Genomic DNA, 17,252 nt, shown 5'->3' on the forward strand with positions numbered 1-17,252 from the left:
GTCGGAGCCCTACGGCGTACAACCGGCGCGAAACGAAAACCACTCGAAACGGTGAGCTACTTCTCGACCTCGGCGGCGAGCTTCGCGAGCACGGCGTCGTAGATGCGGCCGAGGCCCTTGGGGGCGAAGGTCTTCTCGAAGAAGCCGCCGATGCCGCCCGCACCGTTCCACACGGTCGAGACGACGACGCGGGACTGCCCCTCGCCGGCCGGGGTCACCCGCCACGTCGTCACCATCGACGAGTTGCGGTCCTTCTCGACGAGCTCGCCGTCGGTGGGCTCGGACACCTCGAGCAGGCAGTCGCGGATGCGCTTGCTGGTGGCCTGGAGCTTCCAGTGGACGAGGGTGCCCTCGCCGTCGCCGCCCTCGCGCACCTCGTACTCGCTGAAGTGCTCGGACAGCAGCTTCCCGCGGGTGCCGTTGTAGTCGGCGAGGGCGTCGAACACATCGTCCGGCTTCGCGGCGACGACCCGCTCCGTGGTGGCCTCGACCTGCGCCATGACTGTTCCTCCAGCACTTGGTTCCTCAGGGGTTCGGCCAAGCCAACCACCCCGCGCACCACCGGCCAAAATCGGGGGTCGCACGATCAAGGGAACATGTGTTCTATTCTGTGGTCAGTGCTACCGAGGAGGCCTCATGCGCTGGGAGAACCTCACGCCGGACGCCGCGCTGTTCGGCGCGGACGCGGTGACGACGAGGACCTTCGACACCCCCGAGTTCCGTGGCGTCACGTTCCACGAGATCCGGGCCCGCTCGATCGTGAACAAGGTGCCCGGCGCGTCCCGGATGCCGTTCGAGTGGACGGTCAACCCCTACCGCGGCTGCACCCACGCATGTGTCTACTGCTTCGCCCGGGGCACCCACCGCTACCTGGACCTCGACACCGGACTCGGCTTCGACAGCCAGATCGTGGTGAAGGTCAACGCGCCGGAGCTGCTGCGCCGCCACCTCGCCTCGCGCCGCTGGCACGGCGACCACATCGCGATGGGCACGAACGTCGACTGCTACCAACGGGCCGAGGGGCGCTACCAGTTGATGCCCGGCATCATCGAGGCGCTGCGCGACCACGCGAACCCGTTCTCGATCCTCACCAAGGGCACGCTGATCCTGCGCGACCTCCCGCTGCTGCGGCAGGCCGCCGAGGTGACGGACGTCGGGATCTCGGTGTCCGTCGGCTTCGTGGACCCGGAGCTGTGGCGCACCGTCGAGCCGGGCACGCCCGCGCCCGAGCGGCGGCTCGACGTGGTCCGCGCGCTCACCGACGCCGGGATCGGGTGCGGGGTCCTGATGGCCCCGGTGATCCCCTTCCTCGGCGACCGCCCCGAGCAGCTGCGGGCGACGGTGCGGGCGATCGCGCGGGCCGGGGCGACCTCGGTGACGCCGCTCGTGCTGCACCTGCGGCCGGGCGCCCGCGAGTGGTTCATGGCGTGGCTCGGGCAGCACCACCCGTATCTGGTGCGGCGGTACGAGCGGCTGTACGCGGAGGGCGCCTACGCCCCGAAGTGGTACCAGCGGCGGGTGACGCGGCAGGTGCACGAACTGGCCGAGGAATACGGGATCGGGCCCTCGCGGGCGGCGCAGCGGCGCCGCGTCCGCGTACCGGAACAGGGCGGCCCCGCCCCGGCCGAGCCGCACGGACCCACCCAGCTGACGCTGCTCTGACGGCCGGCGGGTGTGCGATCGGGTCAACTTCCGGCAGAACGGATTCCTCCGCCCGGGGTTTACGGGAACATGCCGCACGGGCCGTGGACTCACGGCCCTGCACCCTCCGTCCCGGGAGGCTCTATGAAGAAACGTGCAGTCGCTCTGTGCGGCGTCGCGGCCCTGGTCGCCGCCACGGTCGCCACGACCACGGCCGCGGCGGGCTCCGGTGCCGAGCCGGCCCGTTCGACCACGCACCCGACCTCCGTCAGCAGCTCCGTCGGCAGCTCCGTCAGCTGGAAGAAGTGCGGCACCACGGACTATCCGACGCTGCAGTGCGCGTCGTTGAAGGTGCCGCTCGACCACGACCGTCCGCACGGGCGGCAGATCACCCTCGCCCTGTCGCGCGTCCCGCACACGGCGAAGAAGTCCCAGGGCCCGCTCCTGGTGAACCCCGGCGGCCCGGGCGGCAGCGGCCTCACGCTCGCCGGGTTCGTCGCCACGAGCCTGCCGAAGGCCGTCGCCGCGCAGTACGACGTCATCGGCTTCGACCCGCGCGGCGTCGGCAAGAGCACGCCGGCCCTCGACTGCTCACCCGGTTACTTCAATCCCGTACGCCCGCCGAGCGTGCCCAGGACCAAGGCGATCGAGCAGGCGAACCTGAAGCGGGCCGCGTCCTTCGCGCGCTCGTGCGCCAAGAAGTACGCCGACGTCCTGCCGTTCATCGACACGGTCAGCGCCGTCAGGGACATGGACGCGATCCGGGCGGCGCTCGGCGCGAAGCGGATCAACTACTTCGGCTACTCGTACGGCACGTACCTGGGCGCGGTCTACGCGAAGTACTTCCCCGGGCACGTGCGGCGCCTGGTCCTCGACTCGATCGTCGACCCCGACGGCGTCTGGTACGACGACAACATCGGGCAGGACTACGCCTTCAACGCCCGCCACCAGGCGTTCATGGCCTGGGTGGCGAAGTACAACAGCACGTACAAGCTGGGCACCGATCCCGCGAAGATCGAGGCCAAGTGGTACGCGATGCGCGACGCGGTCACCAAGAAGCCCGCGGGCGGCAAGGTCGGCGCGGGCGAGCTGGAGGACACGTTCCTGCCCGGCGGCTACTTCAACGGTTACTGGCCCTACCTGGCCGAGGCGTTCGCGGCGTACGTGAACGACAAGAACGCGGACCCGCTGGTCGAGGCGTACGAGAACTTCGCCGCGATCGACGCCTCCGGGGACAACGGCTACAGCATCTACACGGCCGTGCAGTGCCGCGACGCATCGTGGCCGCGCGACTGGAACCAGTGGCGCGACGACAACTGGAAGGTGCACGCCAAGGCGCCGTTCTCCACGTGGAACAACGCCTGGTACAACGCGCCGTGCGCGTTCTGGCCGACGAAGACGCTGCACCCGACGGACGTGGCGAACTCCTCGCTGCCGCCGGTCCTGCTCTTCCAGGCGACGGACGACGCGGCCACCCCGTACGAGGGCGGCGCCAGGGTCCATCAGCTGCTGCGCGGTTCGAGCCTGGTCGTCGAGCAGGGCGGCGGCAACCACGGCATCACGCTCAGCGGGAACGCGTGCCTCGACAAGTACCTCGCGGACTACCTCGCGTCGGGGAAGGTGCCGCGCAGCGGTGGCGAGATCGACGCGGTGTGCGCGAAGCTGCCGGACCCGAAGCCGCTGACCACCAAGGCGGCATCGGGCACCTCGGGCGGCGCGACGCTGCACGGGCTGCTCGGCTTCCGCGGCTGAGTCGCACCCCGGCCCCGGTCCGCCTCAGCTCTCCGGGAGGCGGGCCAGGGCCGCGGCCGCGGCCATCGCCAGGCGCGGGTGGGCGCTCGCCCGGGTGAGGACCTCCCGTGCGCTCGGGTCCGCGAGGCTGCCGAGGCCCTCGACGCAGGCGAGCGCCACCTTGCGGTACGGGTCGTGCGGGGCGAGGCGGCGGCCCAGCGTGGTGATCAGGGCCGGGGCCGATTCCGGGGCCCTGAGCTGGGTGAGGAGGCGGACCGGGTACAGGGCGTAGGCCACGCGCAGTTCGTTCGTGGCCAGCGCGGCCGCGGCGCGGGCCGTGCGCGGATCGCCGAGGATCGCCAGGGCCTGCGCGGCGGCCGCGCAGCGCTCCGGGTCGCGGTGGTTCAGGAGCAGGACGAGGGCTTCGAAGGCCCGGGGGTCCCCGGCGACGCCGAGCCGGTACGCCGCCAACTCCCGGGCCCACAGCGGCTGTCCGGGTGCGGTGAGGACCTCCGCGAGCTCGTCCCCGTCGCTCGTGGCGGCGAGTTGCTCGAAGGCGGGGGTGCCGCCGGCTTCCTTCCGGATGCGTTCCGTCACCGTTCGCGACTCTTCGTCCATGAGGACGAGGGTAGACGCGCCGGGCCTGCGGCGACGTAGATCACACGGACTGCTCAACACCTGGGACTGGCGCGCTCGTTACTCGCCGGTTAATCTCAGGTGAGCGGGGCACACTTCCCGCAGTACCACTCAGGGCGGCCTGGTGACGCAGCCGCCGAGAGTGTCAGTCGGTTCGGTACGCGCTACCGAAGTTCCTGCAGTACGACGCGGTCCCGGGACAGGGCCGGTCAACTCCCGCACGCCGCGCGCCCTTCGGCGTTCCCGCGCGCGCCCCTCAGTCGTCACCCTCACTTCTGGAGTTCCCGGATGGACGCTCCCCTGTCCCGCATCGCCCCCCTTTCGAAGGTCGCCGTCGTCGGCCTCGGCACCATGGGCACCGGCATCGCCGAGGTCCTCGCCCGCGCAGGACGCGAGGTCATCGGCATCGACATCAGCGAGGCCGCCACCGCGCACGCGGTCGCCTCCCTGGAGGCCTCGACGGCGCGTGCGGTGCGCCGCGAGCACCTCACCGAGGACGAGCGGGCCCAACTGCTCGCCCGTTTCCGTACGTTCACCGATCTGCAGGCCGCGGCCGACGCCGATCTCGTCATCGAGGTCGCCCCGGAGTCGTACGAGATCAAGCAGCAGATCTTCCGGGCCCTGGACGACATCGTGCGCCCCGAGACCGTCCTCGCGACCGGGACGAACGCGCTGTCGGTGACCCGGCTCGCCGCCGACTCCGCGCGGCCCGAGCGCGTCCTCGGCCTGCACTTCTTCAACCCGGCGCCCGCGATGAAGCTCGTCGAGGTGGTCTCCTCGGTGCTGACCGCGCCGACCGCCGTCGCCGCGGTCACCGACCTCGCGATCGAGCTGGGCAAGGAGCCCGTCGCGGTCGGCGACCGGCCCGGCTTCGTCGCCGACGGGCTGCTCTTCGGCTACCTCAACCAGGCCGCCGCCATGTACGAGGCCAAGTACGCCTCGCGCGAGGACATCGACGCCGCGATGAAGCTGGGCTGCGGCCTGCCGATGGGCCCGCTGGCGCTGCTCGACCTGATCGGCATCGACACCGCGCGCACCGTCCTCGACGCGATGTACGCGGAGTCCCGCGACCGCCTGCACGCGCCCGCGCCGGTCCTCAAGCAGCTCAGCGAGGCGGGCCTGACCGGCCGCAAGACCGGCCGCGGCTTCTACACGTACGAGGAGCCGGGCAGCTCGGTCGTGGTGCGGGACGCGCTGACGCCGCTGACCGGGGAGGCGGCGACGCCGGCCCGTCCGATCCGCTCGGTCGGTGTCGCGGGCTCGGGCACGATGGCCTCCGGGATCGCCGAGGTGTTCGCGAAGGCCGGCTACGACGTCGTGCTCGCCGCGCGCAGCGAGGAGAAGGCGGAGCAGGCCAAGTCCCGTATCGGCAAGTCGCTCCAGCGCTCTGTCGACAAGGGCCGGATGACCGCCGAGGTCGCGGCCACGACGCTGGCGCGCATCTCCCCCGCCGGGTCCTACGACGCGTTCGCCGACGTCGACCTCGCGCTCGAGGCCGTCGCCGAGGACCTGGAGATCAAGCAGCAGCTGTTCACGACGTTCGACAAGGTCTGCAAGCCGGGCGCGATCCTCGCGACCACGACCTCGTCGCTGCCCGTCGTCGCCTGCGCCCGCGCCACCTCGCGCCCGCAGGACGTGATCGGCATGCACTTCTTCAACCCGGCCCCGGCGATGAAGCTCGTCGAGGTCGTGCGCACGGTGCTGACGAGCGACGACGTGCACGCCACCGTCCGCGATCTCACCACACGGATCCGCAAGCACCCGGTGGACTGCGGGGACCGGGCCGGGTTCATCGTGAACGCTTTGCTGTTCCCGTACCTGAACAACGCGATCAAGATGGTCCAGGAGCACTACGCGACCCTGGACGACATCGACGCCGCGATGAAGCTCGGCGGCGGCTACCCGATGGGCCCGTTCGAACTGCTCGACGTGGTGGGCCTGGACGTGTCGCTGGCCATCGAGAAGGTGCTGCACCGCGAGTTCCGCGACCCGGGTCTCGCGCCCGCGCCCCTGCTCGAGCACCTGGTGGCCGCGGGCTGCCTCGGCCGCAAGACGGGCCGTGGCTTCCGCGAATATGCCCGGCGCTGAGCCGGGGCCGGGCGGCGGGGCCGACTGGGGCGGGCTGCTCGGGGGACCGGGCGGCCCGCTTACCGGGGAGCGTCTTGGAACGTACATGCAGTACGTTCGGGGCATGACGCCGCCCGCTCATAAGGCCGACCAGCCCTCCCGCGCCCCCGCCCCAGCCGCCTCCTCCGGTTCCGCTGGTTCCTCTGGTTCCGCTGGTTCCTCCGATGCCCCGGAGAGCGCCGCCGGCACCCGGGCCGCCGCCCAGCGGCTCAAGATGCGCCGTGAGCTGGCGGCCGCGGCGATGGAGCTGTTCGCCACGAAGGGGTACGAGGCGACGACGGTCGACGAGATCGCGGCGGCGGCCGGGGTCGCCCGCCGCACCTTCTTCCGCCACTTCCGCTCCAAGGAAGAGGCGATCTTCCCGGACCACGACGACACCCTGGTGCGCGCCGAGGCCGTGCTGAACGCGGCGCCGCCGCACGAGCACCCGCTGGACACGGTGTGCCGCGGCATCAAGGAAGTCATGAAGATGTACGCGGCCTCGCCCGCGGTCTCCGTGGAGCGCTACCGCCTGACCCGCGAGGTGCCCACGCTGCGCGAGCGCGAGATCGCCTCGGTGGCCCGCTACGAGCGCCTTTTCACCCGCTATCTCCTCGGCCACTTCGACGAGCAGGCGCACCACGACGGCAATGACGACCCGCTGCTCGCCGAGGTCGCCGCGTCCGCCGTCGTCACCGCGCACAACCACGTGCTGCGCCGCTGGCTGCGCGCGGGCGGCCAGGGCGACGTGGAGAACCAGCTCGACCACGCCTTCGCGATCGTGCGCCGCACGTTCGGCACCGGCATCGGCGCGGGCCGCACGCCCGCCGCCCCGGCGCCCGCGCAGGTCTCGTACTCCGGCGAGGTGCTGGTGACGGTGGCCCGTACCGACGCTCCGCTGCCCGAAGTGATGCGCACTATTGAGGAAGCTCTCAGAAACCGCTGACCGCCAGAGCCGGTCGGTCCCCTTCCGGAGTGCGGCTCCTTTTGCCGCACTCCCTCTCTTACGTCCACCGTCTCCACCACACCTGTACGAGCCTTTTCGATGTCTCGCCAGTTACCTGAACCCCGTGGCATGCTGACGCTTTGTGCCGCACCGATGGATGTCGCATCAGGCGGCGTTCCTATCCGCAGTCCTGGGGGGACCGGATATCGGGGGAACGGGGATCAGGGGGATTTCCAGTGGGCGCTTCCCAGTTGTTCACTCATGCCGATTCACTTCACGCCGATGCACCACATGCCGATGCGCCGGTCGTCGGCATCATCGGCCTTGGATACGTAGGACTGCCGACCGCTCTCGCCCTCCTGGAATCGGGGGTGCGGGTCATCGGCCTCGACGCGGACGAGCGGCGCCTCGCGGCGATCCGCGCGTACGACGTGGACCTGCTCGCCGCCGACCACGCCCGATTACGTCGGCACGTGCCCGGCGAGCGGTTCCTGCTGACGTCGGACCCGGCCCGGCTGCGGGCCGCCGAGACCGTCGTGATCTGTGTGCCGACGCCGGTCGACGACCATCTCGTACCGGACCTGCGGGCCCTCGAGGGGGCCTGTGCCACCGCCGTCGAGCAGGCCGTGCCGGGGCAGGCCCTGGTCCTGACGTCGACGAGTTACGTGGGCACCACCCGCGATCTGCTGCTGCGGCCGCTGGCGGCGCGGGGTCTGACCGTCCCGCAGGACGTGTCCGTGGCGTACGCACCCGAGCGCATCGACCCGGGCAACGCGGCGCACACGCAGGACTCCACGCCCCGCGTCATCGGCGGCGTCAGCCCCGAGTGCACCCGGCGCGCGGCCGACGTGCTGCGTCGCACCGGGGCCCGCGTGCACGAGGTCCTGTCGCCGGAGGCGGCGGAGATGACGAAGCTCCTGGAGAACACCTTCCGGGCGGTGAACATCGCACTGGCCAATGAATTCGCCACGATCTGCGGCGAGTTGGGCCTCGAGGCCATCGAGGTGATCGAGGCCGCGGCGACGAAGCCGTACGGGTTCATGGCGTTCTTCCCCGGCCCCGGCGTCGGTGGGCACTGCATCCCGTGCGATCCGCACTATCTGCTGTGGCAGTTGCGCGAGCGGCGGGTCGCCTCGCCGCTGATCGACGCCGCGATGACGGCGATCGCGACCAGGCCCCACCAGGTGGTGCGCCGGGCCCGCGAAGTCCTCGCCGACGGCGGCACGGCGCTGCGCGGGGCCCGGATCCTGGTCGTCGGCGTCGCGTACAAGCCGGGGGTCGCGGACGTGCGCGAGTCGCCGTCGATCGAGATCCTCGGGGAGCTCGCGGAGGCCGGCGCCGAGGTGGCGTTCAGCGATCCGCTCGTGGCCGAACTCGCCGTCAGCACACAGCTGTTGAGGGCCGAGCAGAACCCGGGCGAGCTGACCTGGGACCTGATCGTCATCCACTCCGTGCACCCCCTGCTCGACCTGTCGTGGGTGCCCGACCGGGTGCCGGTCCTCGACACCACGTACCGGCTGCAGGACTTCAAGCGCAGGGCGGTCGTATGAGCCTGGAGGCGGAGCGCTTCCCCGACCCCTGGGCGGCGCCGCCGGCCCCGCCGGCCCCGCCGTCCCCGCCGTCCAGGTCCGTCGGGCTCGCTCCGGCACGGGGGCCGGTGCGCCCCGGGCGGCACCGGGACGCGGGCACGCGCGGGCGGCTCGCCCGCTTCGCGGACCGGATGGACCCGGGGGTGCGGCACGCCGCGCGGCGCCTGGTCGTCGTGGTGGTGCTGCTGCCGCTGCTGCTCGTCCTGGCCCGCGAGGCGCCGCGCCTGGTCCAGGCGCCGCTGCTGCTCGGCTACGGATTCATGGTCCTGCTGGTGACGATCGGGATGCTGTTCATCGCGTACAGCCGCTACGACGACCCGTCGGTGCGTCTGCTGCACCGCAGGCCGCGCAGGCTCGACCGGTTCCCCGCGCTGCCCGAGGTGCCGCGCGTCAGCTTCCTGGTGGCGGTCAAGGACGAGGAGGAGGGCATCGAGGCGTGTGTGCGCTCGATGGCCGCCAGCGACTATCCGGACCTGGAGGTGGTCGTCGTGGACGACGCCTCGCAGGACGGGACGCGCAAGATCCTGTGGCGGCTGCAACACGAACTGCCGCTGAAGGTCGTCTACTTGGACCGGAACGTCGGCAAGAAGCACGCCCTGGTGAAGGCCGCCGAGCGGGCCCGCGGCGACGTCATCGCCTTCACCGACTCCGACTGCCTGCTCGCGCCCGACGCGCTGGGGCGCTGCGTGACGGCGCTCGTGCACCATCCGGAGCTGGGTGCCGTCAGCGGTCACGCGCGCGCCCTGAACCCGCACGACTCGCTGCTGTCCCGGACGCAGGACGTCTGGTACGAGGGGCAGTTCAGGGTCGCGAAGGCGGCCGAGTCCGCGTTCGGCTCCGTGTCGTGCGTGTCGGGGCCGCTCGCCGTGTTCCGCCGCGACGCGATCTACAACTACCTTCCCGCGTGGGCGGGCGACCGATTCCTCGGCGGCGAATTCCGTTTCGCCACCGACCGGCAGCTGACGGGATATGTGCTCGGACAGCGCTGGAAGGGCCGTAAATTGAAGCGGCGTTACGCGGACTCCCCTTTTGTCAAAGAAGCCGATCACCCCGAACTGCCGTGGCGCATCGGCTATGTGCAGTCCGCGAAGGTATGGACGACGGTTCCCTCCCGTTTCCGTCCTTTCATGCGACAACAAGTGCGCTGGAAGAAGAGCTTCATCCGCAATCTGTTCTTCACCGGGACTTTCATGTGGCGCCGCGGACTCGGTCCCGCGGTGCTGTTCTACGGGCATGTGCTGTGGGTCCTTTGCGCGCCGCTGATGGCGGTGCGCCACCTGGTGTGGGCGCCGTACCACGGGCTGTGGTTCCTGACCGGCCTGTACCTGGCGGGGATCGTCCTCAAGGGCACGGTGTGGGGCCTCGCCTTCAAGGTCGACAACCCGGGCAACCCGCACTGGCGCTGCCGTCCCCTGATGAGCCTGCTGTCGTCGCTGCTGCTGTCGTGGCTGCTGCCGTACTCGCTGCTGACGATCCGGCGCGGGGTGTGGTCGAGGAGCCAGTCATGAGGCAACTGCTGCGCGACCTGGGCCGGTTGGCGGCCGCCGTGCTCACCACGGCCGTCGTGGTGTTCGTGTACCTGCTGGTGCTCACCCGGGGGAGCTGGCCGCCATGGTCTCTGCTGTGACCCGGGTCAAAAGGCCCCGGTTCGCGATCCGGGTGACGCGGCGCGGGGTGCGCCTCGTGCTCTCGCTCGTGACGGTCGGGGTGCTCGCCGTGCCGTTCCTGGTGGCGTGGCGGCTCTATCAGAACCAGCTCAACGTGACGCGGCAGGAGGACACCGCGGCCGCCCGCGTGGACACCGCGACGCAGGCACGCTGGCAGGCGCTGACGGCCGGGCTGCCGAAGAGGGCCGCGCCCGTCGTCCTCACGTACCACGACGTCGCGCCGGGCAGCCCCAGCAAGTACGTGGTGGGCCCGGACACGTTCGAGCGGCAGCTGGCCGCGCTGAAGACGGCGGGCTACCGGACGCTCACGGTCGACGAGTTCGTCGCGTACCTGCTCGGCGGCCCGGTCCCGGAGCGCTCGGTCCTGCTCACCTTCGACGACGGCACGCACGGGCTGTGGACGTACGCGGACCGCATCCTGGCCCGGCACGGCATGCACGCGGTGTCCTTCCTGATCACCGGGAGCGTGTCGGTGCGGCGGCCGTACTACCTGTCGTGGCAGGAGATCGCGCGGATGGACCACTCGGGCCGCTGGGACTTCCAGGACCACACGCACGACCTGCACTCGCGCACCCGCACCGGGCCCGGCGGGCAGACCGGTTCGCTGCTGACCAACCGGCGCTACCTCGCGTCCACCGGCACGCAGGAGTCGCAGGCCCGCTACGAGCGGCGGGTCCGCGAGGACTTCCGCAGGTCCCTTGAGTCGTTCGAGGACCACGGCCTGCCGCGGCCGCGCCTGTTCGCCTACCCGTTCTCGGAGAACGCGCGACCGGGCGCGCACAGTTCGTCGTACGTCCACGACCTGGTCAACCGTCTTTTCGCGGCGGCCCTTTCGGACAAGACGCGCTCGCCCGAACCGGCCGGCCGGCGCTCGACGATCGCCCAGCAGTACCAGCGCCTTGAGGTCTTCGCGGACACCACGGCGGACTCGCTCCTGCGCCAGATCACGACGCGGACGCCGGTCCCGGCGACCGGTGACCCGCTGAGCGCGCCGCAGCGCTGGACCGGCGACAACTGGAAGCCGCTGACCGGCGACGACCTCGGGTTCCTCACCGGCAAGGGCCCCTATCCGCGGACCGAGCCGTACAAGTTCGCGGCGTACGCACCGTACGGGTCGGCCGACTGGGACCACTACACGGTGGACACGGACGCGCAGGAGCTCGACCCGGGCGGCGGCAGCGTCAGCGTCTTCGCGCGGGTCGGGTCCCCGGCGCAGATCGCGGCCCGGGTGTCGTACGGGACGGTGCAGCTGGTCGGCGGCGCCGGGGGCAAAAAGGTGCTGGCGGAACGGGAGTTGATGCCCGCGGCCGCGCACTCGGTGCGGCTGCACGCGGACGGGGCGCGCACGACCGTCGTGGTCGACGGCGCGGTGTCGCTGACCGCCGGGCACACCGAGGGCGCGGGCGGCACCGGAGGCACGGCCCTCGCCGTGTCCCGGCAGGGCGCGCGCGACTGGCCCCGGGTGGGCGCGGTGCACCTGGCCCGGTCCGCGGTCGCCGCGCAGCCGCCCGTGACGGTCGCCGGGGCCCGCCCGTTCGACGGGGCCGGGCCGTGGGTGACGTCGGGTCCGCGCGGCAAGGGCTGGGAGCGGACGGACGTGGTGACCGGCGGGGGCCGGGTGCAGCCGGTGGGCGTGCGCGGCTGGCTGTACGCCGCCTACGACCCGACGAGGACCGGGAGTTGGACGGACTACACGCTCCGTACGACGGTCACGGGACTCGCCGAGGACGGGGTGCACGGCAACCTCACCGCGCGCCGCGGCGCTCCGGAGCAGGTGACGGTCCGCGTCTCCAAGGGCTGGCTGTCGATCCTCACCGGGCCCGACGCGACGGCGCGGCAGGTGCTGGCGCGCAAGCTGCCCGAGTCGGGGGAGAAGACGGTGACGATCACGGTGCGGCCCGACATCACGCTGGTGAAGGTGGGCACGACGGTGTCCCTGGAGATCCCCGCGCGCGGCGGCAGGGGCGGCATCGCGCTGAGCGCGTACCGGCAGTCGCCGCTGCAGCCGTGGCCCGCGTTCGAGGCGGCGTCGCTGCGGGGCGCGCCGTGAACCCCGCGAGAGTGCTGGCGCTGCTGCGCCGTGGCGGCGCGCGGCGGTGGGCGCTGCTCGCCGTCGTCGCCGTACTCGCCGCGGTCGGGGGCCTGTTGGTGGCGCGGCCGTTCGCGGGCGGGGGCGACGACGACGGCGCGTTCCGTCCCCGCTTCCCCCAACAGGGCCTGGTCACGAACGAGTTCGCGTACTGGCATCCGAACGAACCGCACGTACGCCACTCCCCCGACTGGGTCATGACCAGCGGCTCCCTGTTCGGCAAGGACGGCGCGGGCTGGACCGGCGCCCCCGACGGCGCGGGCCCGGACGCCCGCTCGGCCGGCGCCACCGACTCGGCGGTGTTCCGACTGACCAGCCGGGAGCGGGACTTCGGCGACACGACGGTCCGGCTGCGGCTGCGCGTGGAGGACCTGGTCACGACGGCCCGCACGCCCGCGCAGCCCTACGACGGGGTGCACATCTGGCTCCGCTTCCGCAGCGAGCGGGAGACGTACGCGGTGAGCGTGGCGCGCCGGGACGGCGAGGTCGCGGTGAAGCGCAAGACGCCGGGCGGCGCGTCCAACGGCGGTACGTACGTGACGCTGGCGCACGCGCATTCCCCTGCCCCGCAAGGGAGTTGGCTCGAGGTCGCCACGTCGGCGCGCACGCTCCCGGACGGCCGGGTCCGCGTCACGCTCGACCTCGCGGGCCGGCGCGTCCTGGACGTCGTGGACGACGAGCCCGGGGGGCTCGCGCGGCCGGGTGCGGTCGGGATCCGCGGCGACAACACGGAGTTCCTGTTCACGCACTTCTCTGCGCGCGCCGCGACCTAGGCCTACGGTGCCGTGCCGTGCCATGCCATGCCATGCCATGCCATGCCGTGCCGTGCCGTGCCGTGCCGGGCCATGCCGTCAGGGCCGGTACACGCACTCCGCCAGCGTCGCGTACGTCTTCCAGCCCAGCGCCTCGTACAGGGCGCGCCCGGCGGCGGTCGCACCCAGGACGCCGAGCGTCGCACCCCGGTCGAGGGCGTCGTCGGCGAGCGACCGCATGACGAGACCGCCCAACCCCCTTCTGCGGTGGGCCTCTTCGGTCCGCACCCGGTCCACGACGACGGTGTCCCCGAGCAGCGCCATCTGCCCCTTAGCGGCGACGTCACCGCTGTCGTCCAGGACCCGCACGTGGACGACGTCACCAACGGTCCGCACGGTCGCGCGGTACCCCTCGGGCGCGACCGGGCCCGTGGCCACCAGGTCGACCGCCATCAGATATCCGGTGTCCTGCCAAGCCATGACCCAGCCCGGCGGCAGCCAGGGCGCGACGTCCTCCGGCTCGGCGGGCATCTTCATCCAGGTCCGCGGCGCGCTCACCGTGGCGGCGGCGTCCCGCACCAGCCCCTCGGCGGCGACCGGCAGCACGTGCCGCCCCACTTCGCCGGGATCGTCGGCCACTTCGATGTGCACGCCCCACGGCTTGGCGGCCGGCTCGGGCGTGCCTCGTGACACGGCCCAGCCGGCCGCCCAGGTGCTCACCATGTCCGCGATCATCGAGCCTCCCGTAATAGCCACAACGCCGTAGTGCATGTTACGCACAACCGCCCCGCAGCACACCCGTTCACACCGGAACCGTCGGGGCCCGCAGCCGCACACGGGCCCGCGCCCCCCGCACGCCCTGCGCCCGCCGCACACGTTCTGCGACCCCCCTTCGCGCGACTACTGTCACGCACCGTCGCAACGACACACATCTCACGAAGGGGTCCAACTCCCCATGAACAGAAGGCAGTTACCCTTAGTCCCCCTCCTCACTCTGCTCGCGGCCCTTGCCGCCCTGCTGCTGCCCCTCGCCCCCGCCGCGCACGCCGCGCCCGGCCCGGTGACCGTCTCCCTCACCTTCGACGACGGATCGGCGGACCACTACTCGGCGGCCCTGCCGATCCTCGACGACCACGGCATGAAGGCCACGTTCTACGTGAACAGCGGACGCCTCGGCGCCTCGGGCTACCTGACGGCGGCGCAGGTGCAGCAACTCCAGTCCGAGGGCCACGAGATCGCGGGCCACACCGTCACCCACGCCCGGCTCCCCGACCTCAGCCCCGACGACCAGCGCCGCGAGATCTGCAACGACCGCGTGGCCCTCCTGAACCTCGGCCTCACGGTCAAGAACTTCGCCTACCCCTTCGGCGCCGACACCGCCGCCACCCAGGGTTACGTCGCCGACTGCGGCTACAACTCGGCACGCGACGTGGGCGGCCTGGTCACGCCCGGCTCGTGCGGCGGCTGCCCGTACGCGAACACGGTTCCGCCCACGAACCCGTACGCCGTGCGCACGAACGACTCCGTGACGACCTCGACCACCCTTGCCACCCTGCAGAGTTACGTCACCCAGGCCGAGGCGAACGGCGGCGGCTGGGTGCCGATCGTGGTGCACCACGTCTGCAACGGCTGCGACCCGACGTACGCGACGACCCCCGCGATCCTGGACTCCTTCCTGGACTGGCTGGCCGCGCGCGGCACGGCGGTGGCCACGGTCGACGCCGTGATCGGCGGCCCGCTGCAGCCCGGCGTCCCGGGCCCTGCTCCGGGTCCGACCCTGCAGAACCCGTCCCTGGAGGCGTCCACGAGCGGCGTCCCCACCTGCTTCCAGCTCGGCGGGTACGGCACGAACACGTACGCCTGGACGTACACGACCGACGCCCACACGGGCTCGCGCGCGGAACGCGTCGACATCGCGGCGTACACCGACGGCGACCGCAAACTCGTCACGCGCCAGGACTCCGGCACCTGCGCCCCGACCGTCACCGCCGGCCACACCTACACGGTGGGCCTCTGGTACAAGGGCACCTGGCCGGCCGGCACCCCGGTGAAGATCAGCGCGTATCTGCGCAACGCCGCGGGCACGTGGTCGTACTGGACGTCCAGCTCCCCGCCCTACGCGCCCTCGCCCTCGGCCTGGCAGCACGGGGTGTTCACGACCCCGTCCGCCCCGTCGGGCTCCACGGCGATCAGCTTCGGCCTGTCGCTCCCGGCGGCCGGGAACGCGACGGTGGACGACTTCTCCCTCGTACAGAACTGACACAGAACTGACAGCGGAACACCTCACCCCCTCACGTGGCACGCAGTGCCACGCGAGGGGGCCTCCCCTTACCCTCCCCACCCCGTCCGACATGCGGACTGATCGATCATCGATCCCGTTCCCCGCCAGTAACCCACCTCTGACCACCAATGATCGATCATCGCTCACCTGTTGCGTAAAGATTTCACCTGAGCGCAATTGATGGCACGCAGTGCCTTGTGCGCTGTCACGGTGTGCCATACGTTGAAGGAGTCCGGGCGGCCGGCGTGCAGAGAACTTCCGTACGTCGGCTGTCCCCATCAGGTGCGACCGACCGTGCCCGATGCGCCCGGACGCCTGCGTCACAGGCAACCTTCCGCGCCACACCAAGCGCTGCCACGCACCACCCCGCCGAACCGACGGCACGCACCACCCATCCCGCAGCCACAACCCCGACTCAGCGTTTCCCTCAACGCTCTTCGCCGGAGGCAACACCGTGAAGGACATCCTGGACGCGATTCAGTCGCAGACCGCCACGTCTGCCGACTTCGCCGCCCTGCCGCTCCCCGACTCGTACCGCGCGGTCACCGTGCACAAGGACGAGGCGGAGATGTTCGCGGGGCTCACCACCCGCGAGAAGGACCCGCGCAAGTCGCTGCACCTGGACGACGTCCCGGTGCCCGAGCTCGGCCCCGGCGAGGCGCTCGTCGCCGTCATGGCCTCCTCCGTGAACTACAACTCGGTGTGGACCTCGATCTTCGAGCCGCTCTCGACGTTCAACTTCCTTGAGCGCTACGGCAAGTTGAGCGAGCTGACGAAGCGTCACGACCTGCCGTACCACGTCATCGGCTCCGACCTCGCGGGCGTCGTGCTGCGCACCGGCCCCGGCGTCAACGCCTGGCACCCCGGCGACGAGGTCGTCGCGCACTGCCTCTCCGTCGAGCTGGAGTCCAGCGACGGCCACAACGACACGATGCTCGACCCCGAGCAGCGCATCTGGGGCTTCGAGACGAACTTCGGCGGCCTCGCCGAGATCGCGCTCGTCAAGTCCAACCAGCTGATGCCCAAGCCGGACCACCTCAGCTGGGAGGAGGCCGCGGCCCCCGGCCTGGTGAACTCCACCGCCTACCGCCAGTTGGTGTCGAAGAACGGCGCCGGCATGAAGCAGGGCGACAACGTCCTGATCTGGGGCGCGTCCGGCGGACTCGGCTCCTACGCCACGCAGTTCGCGCTGGCCGGCGGCGCCAACCCCATCTGCGTCGTCTCCAGTGAGCAGAAGGCGGACATCTGCCGCTCGATGGGCGCCGAGGCAATCATCGACCGCAACGCCGAGGGCTACAAGTTCTGGAAGGACGAGCAGACCCAGGACCCCAAGGAGTGGAAGCGCTTCGGCAAGCGCATCCGCGAGTTCACCGGCGGCGAGGACATCGACATCGTCTTCGAGCACCCGGGCCGCGAGACCTTCGGCGCCAGCGTGTACGTCACCCGCAAGGGCGGCACCATCACCACCTGCGCCTCCACCTCGGGCTACATGCACGAGTACGACAACCGCTACCTGTGGATGTCCCTGAAGCGCATCATCGGCTCGCACTTCGCCAACTACCGCGAAGCCTGGGAAGCCAACCGCCTGATCGCCAAGGGCAAGATCCACCCGACGCTCTCCAAGGTCTACTCCCTCGAAGAGACCGGCCAGGCCGCGTACGACGTGCACCGCAACCTCCACCAGGGCAAGGTCGGCGTCCTCGCCCTCGCGCCCGAGGAGGGCCTGGGCGTGCGCGACCACGCCAAGCGCGCCCAGCACATCGACGCCATCAACCGGTTCCGGAACGTCTGAACTCCTCGGGGAGCACAGGATC

At 71.4% G+C, this 17,252-nt stretch carries 14 protein-coding genes; 11 read left to right on the forward strand and 3 right to left on the reverse strand.

The annotated features are described in order from the left end of the window. Positions 1–56: 56 nt before the first annotated feature. Complete coding sequence (locus ACIBUY_RS02565; protein WP_365568235.1) at positions 57–500, reverse strand: SRPBCC family protein; 444 nt, start codon at positions 498–500, stop codon at positions 57–59. 136 nt (positions 501–636) lie between these two features. On the opposite strand from ACIBUY_RS02565, the gene ACIBUY_RS02570 reads away from it, so the two are divergent. After that, positions 637–1,662, forward strand: a complete 1,026-nt coding sequence (locus ACIBUY_RS02570) for an Rv2578c family radical SAM protein (RefSeq protein ID WP_399151481.1) — start codon at positions 637–639, stop codon at positions 1,660–1,662. 123 nt (positions 1,663–1,785) lie between these two features. After that, complete coding sequence (locus ACIBUY_RS02575) at positions 1,786–3,393, forward strand: alpha/beta hydrolase (protein WP_399151482.1); 1,608 nt, start codon at positions 1,786–1,788, stop codon at positions 3,391–3,393. Positions 3,394–3,417: 24 nt separating this feature from the next. On the opposite strand, the gene ACIBUY_RS02580 is transcribed toward ACIBUY_RS02575, so the two are convergent. Further along, on the reverse strand, positions 3,418–3,990 hold the full coding sequence (locus ACIBUY_RS02580; protein ID WP_399151483.1) for an adenylosuccinate lyase: 573 nt from the start codon (positions 3,988–3,990) through the stop codon (positions 3,418–3,420). A gap of 306 nt (positions 3,991–4,296) precedes the next feature. On the opposite strand from ACIBUY_RS02580, the gene ACIBUY_RS02585 reads away from it, so the two are divergent. The 7 genes from ACIBUY_RS02585 (at position 4,297) to ACIBUY_RS02615 (ending at position 13,178) form a co-directional block, all read left to right on the forward strand. After that, the gene (locus ACIBUY_RS02585; protein ID WP_365568247.1) at positions 4,297–6,096 is read left to right on the forward strand and encodes a 3-hydroxyacyl-CoA dehydrogenase family protein; all 1,800 of its coding nucleotides are present in this window, start codon (positions 4,297–4,299) and stop codon (positions 6,094–6,096) included. Between the two features lie 85 nt (positions 6,097–6,181). After that, positions 6,182–7,060 carry a TetR family transcriptional regulator gene (locus ACIBUY_RS02590; RefSeq protein WP_399151484.1) on the forward strand — a complete coding sequence of 293 codons (879 nt, stop codon included), beginning with the start codon at positions 6,182–6,184 and terminating at the stop codon, positions 7,058–7,060. Positions 7,061–7,296: 236 nt separating this feature from the next. Then, entirely contained in the window at positions 7,297–8,610 is a 1,314-nt protein-coding gene (locus ACIBUY_RS02595) for a nucleotide sugar dehydrogenase (protein WP_399151485.1), read from the forward strand. Next, positions 8,607–10,157, forward strand: coding sequence for a glycosyltransferase (locus tag ACIBUY_RS02600; RefSeq protein ID WP_399151486.1), 1,551 nt, complete (start codon positions 8,607–8,609; stop codon positions 10,155–10,157). The genes ACIBUY_RS02595 and ACIBUY_RS02600 overlap by 4 nt, the downstream gene beginning before the upstream one ends. Further along, complete coding sequence (locus tag ACIBUY_RS02605) at positions 10,154–10,276, forward strand: hypothetical protein (RefSeq protein WP_399151487.1); 123 nt, start codon at positions 10,154–10,156, stop codon at positions 10,274–10,276. Before ACIBUY_RS02600 ends, ACIBUY_RS02605 begins: the two co-directional genes overlap by 4 nt. Beyond that, positions 10,261–12,366, forward strand: coding sequence for a polysaccharide deacetylase family protein (locus ACIBUY_RS02610; protein WP_399151488.1), 2,106 nt, complete (start codon positions 10,261–10,263; stop codon positions 12,364–12,366). The genes ACIBUY_RS02605 and ACIBUY_RS02610 overlap by 16 nt, the downstream gene beginning before the upstream one ends. After that, complete coding sequence (locus tag ACIBUY_RS02615; protein WP_365568265.1) at positions 12,363–13,178, forward strand: hypothetical protein; 816 nt, start codon at positions 12,363–12,365, stop codon at positions 13,176–13,178. The genes ACIBUY_RS02610 and ACIBUY_RS02615 overlap by 4 nt, the downstream gene beginning before the upstream one ends. A gap of 78 nt (positions 13,179–13,256) precedes the next feature. Here ACIBUY_RS02615 and ACIBUY_RS02620 read toward each other — a convergent pair whose 3' ends face one another. After that, positions 13,257–13,892 (reverse strand): GNAT family N-acetyltransferase, encoded by a 636-nt coding sequence (locus ACIBUY_RS02620; RefSeq protein WP_399151489.1) that lies wholly within the window; start codon positions 13,890–13,892, stop codon positions 13,257–13,259. Positions 13,893–14,112: 220 nt separating this feature from the next. Here ACIBUY_RS02620 and ACIBUY_RS02625 point away from each other — a divergent pair, with 220 nt between their 5' ends. Together ACIBUY_RS02625 and ccrA are read left to right on the forward strand one after the other, a co-directional pair. Then, positions 14,113–15,417, forward strand: a complete 1,305-nt coding sequence (locus tag ACIBUY_RS02625; RefSeq protein WP_399151490.1) for a polysaccharide deacetylase family protein — start codon at positions 14,113–14,115, stop codon at positions 15,415–15,417. A 475-nt stretch (positions 15,418–15,892) separates the two neighbouring features. After that, on the forward strand, positions 15,893–17,230 hold the full coding sequence (ccrA, locus tag ACIBUY_RS02630) for a crotonyl-CoA carboxylase/reductase (protein WP_365568274.1): 1,338 nt from the start codon (positions 15,893–15,895) through the stop codon (positions 17,228–17,230). Positions 17,231–17,252 lie beyond the last annotated feature (22 nt).

The sequence above is a fragment of the Streptomyces sp. NPDC050085 genome (assembly GCF_044460595.1).
Taxonomy (GTDB): domain Bacteria; phylum Actinomycetota; class Actinomycetes; order Streptomycetales; family Streptomycetaceae; genus Streptomyces.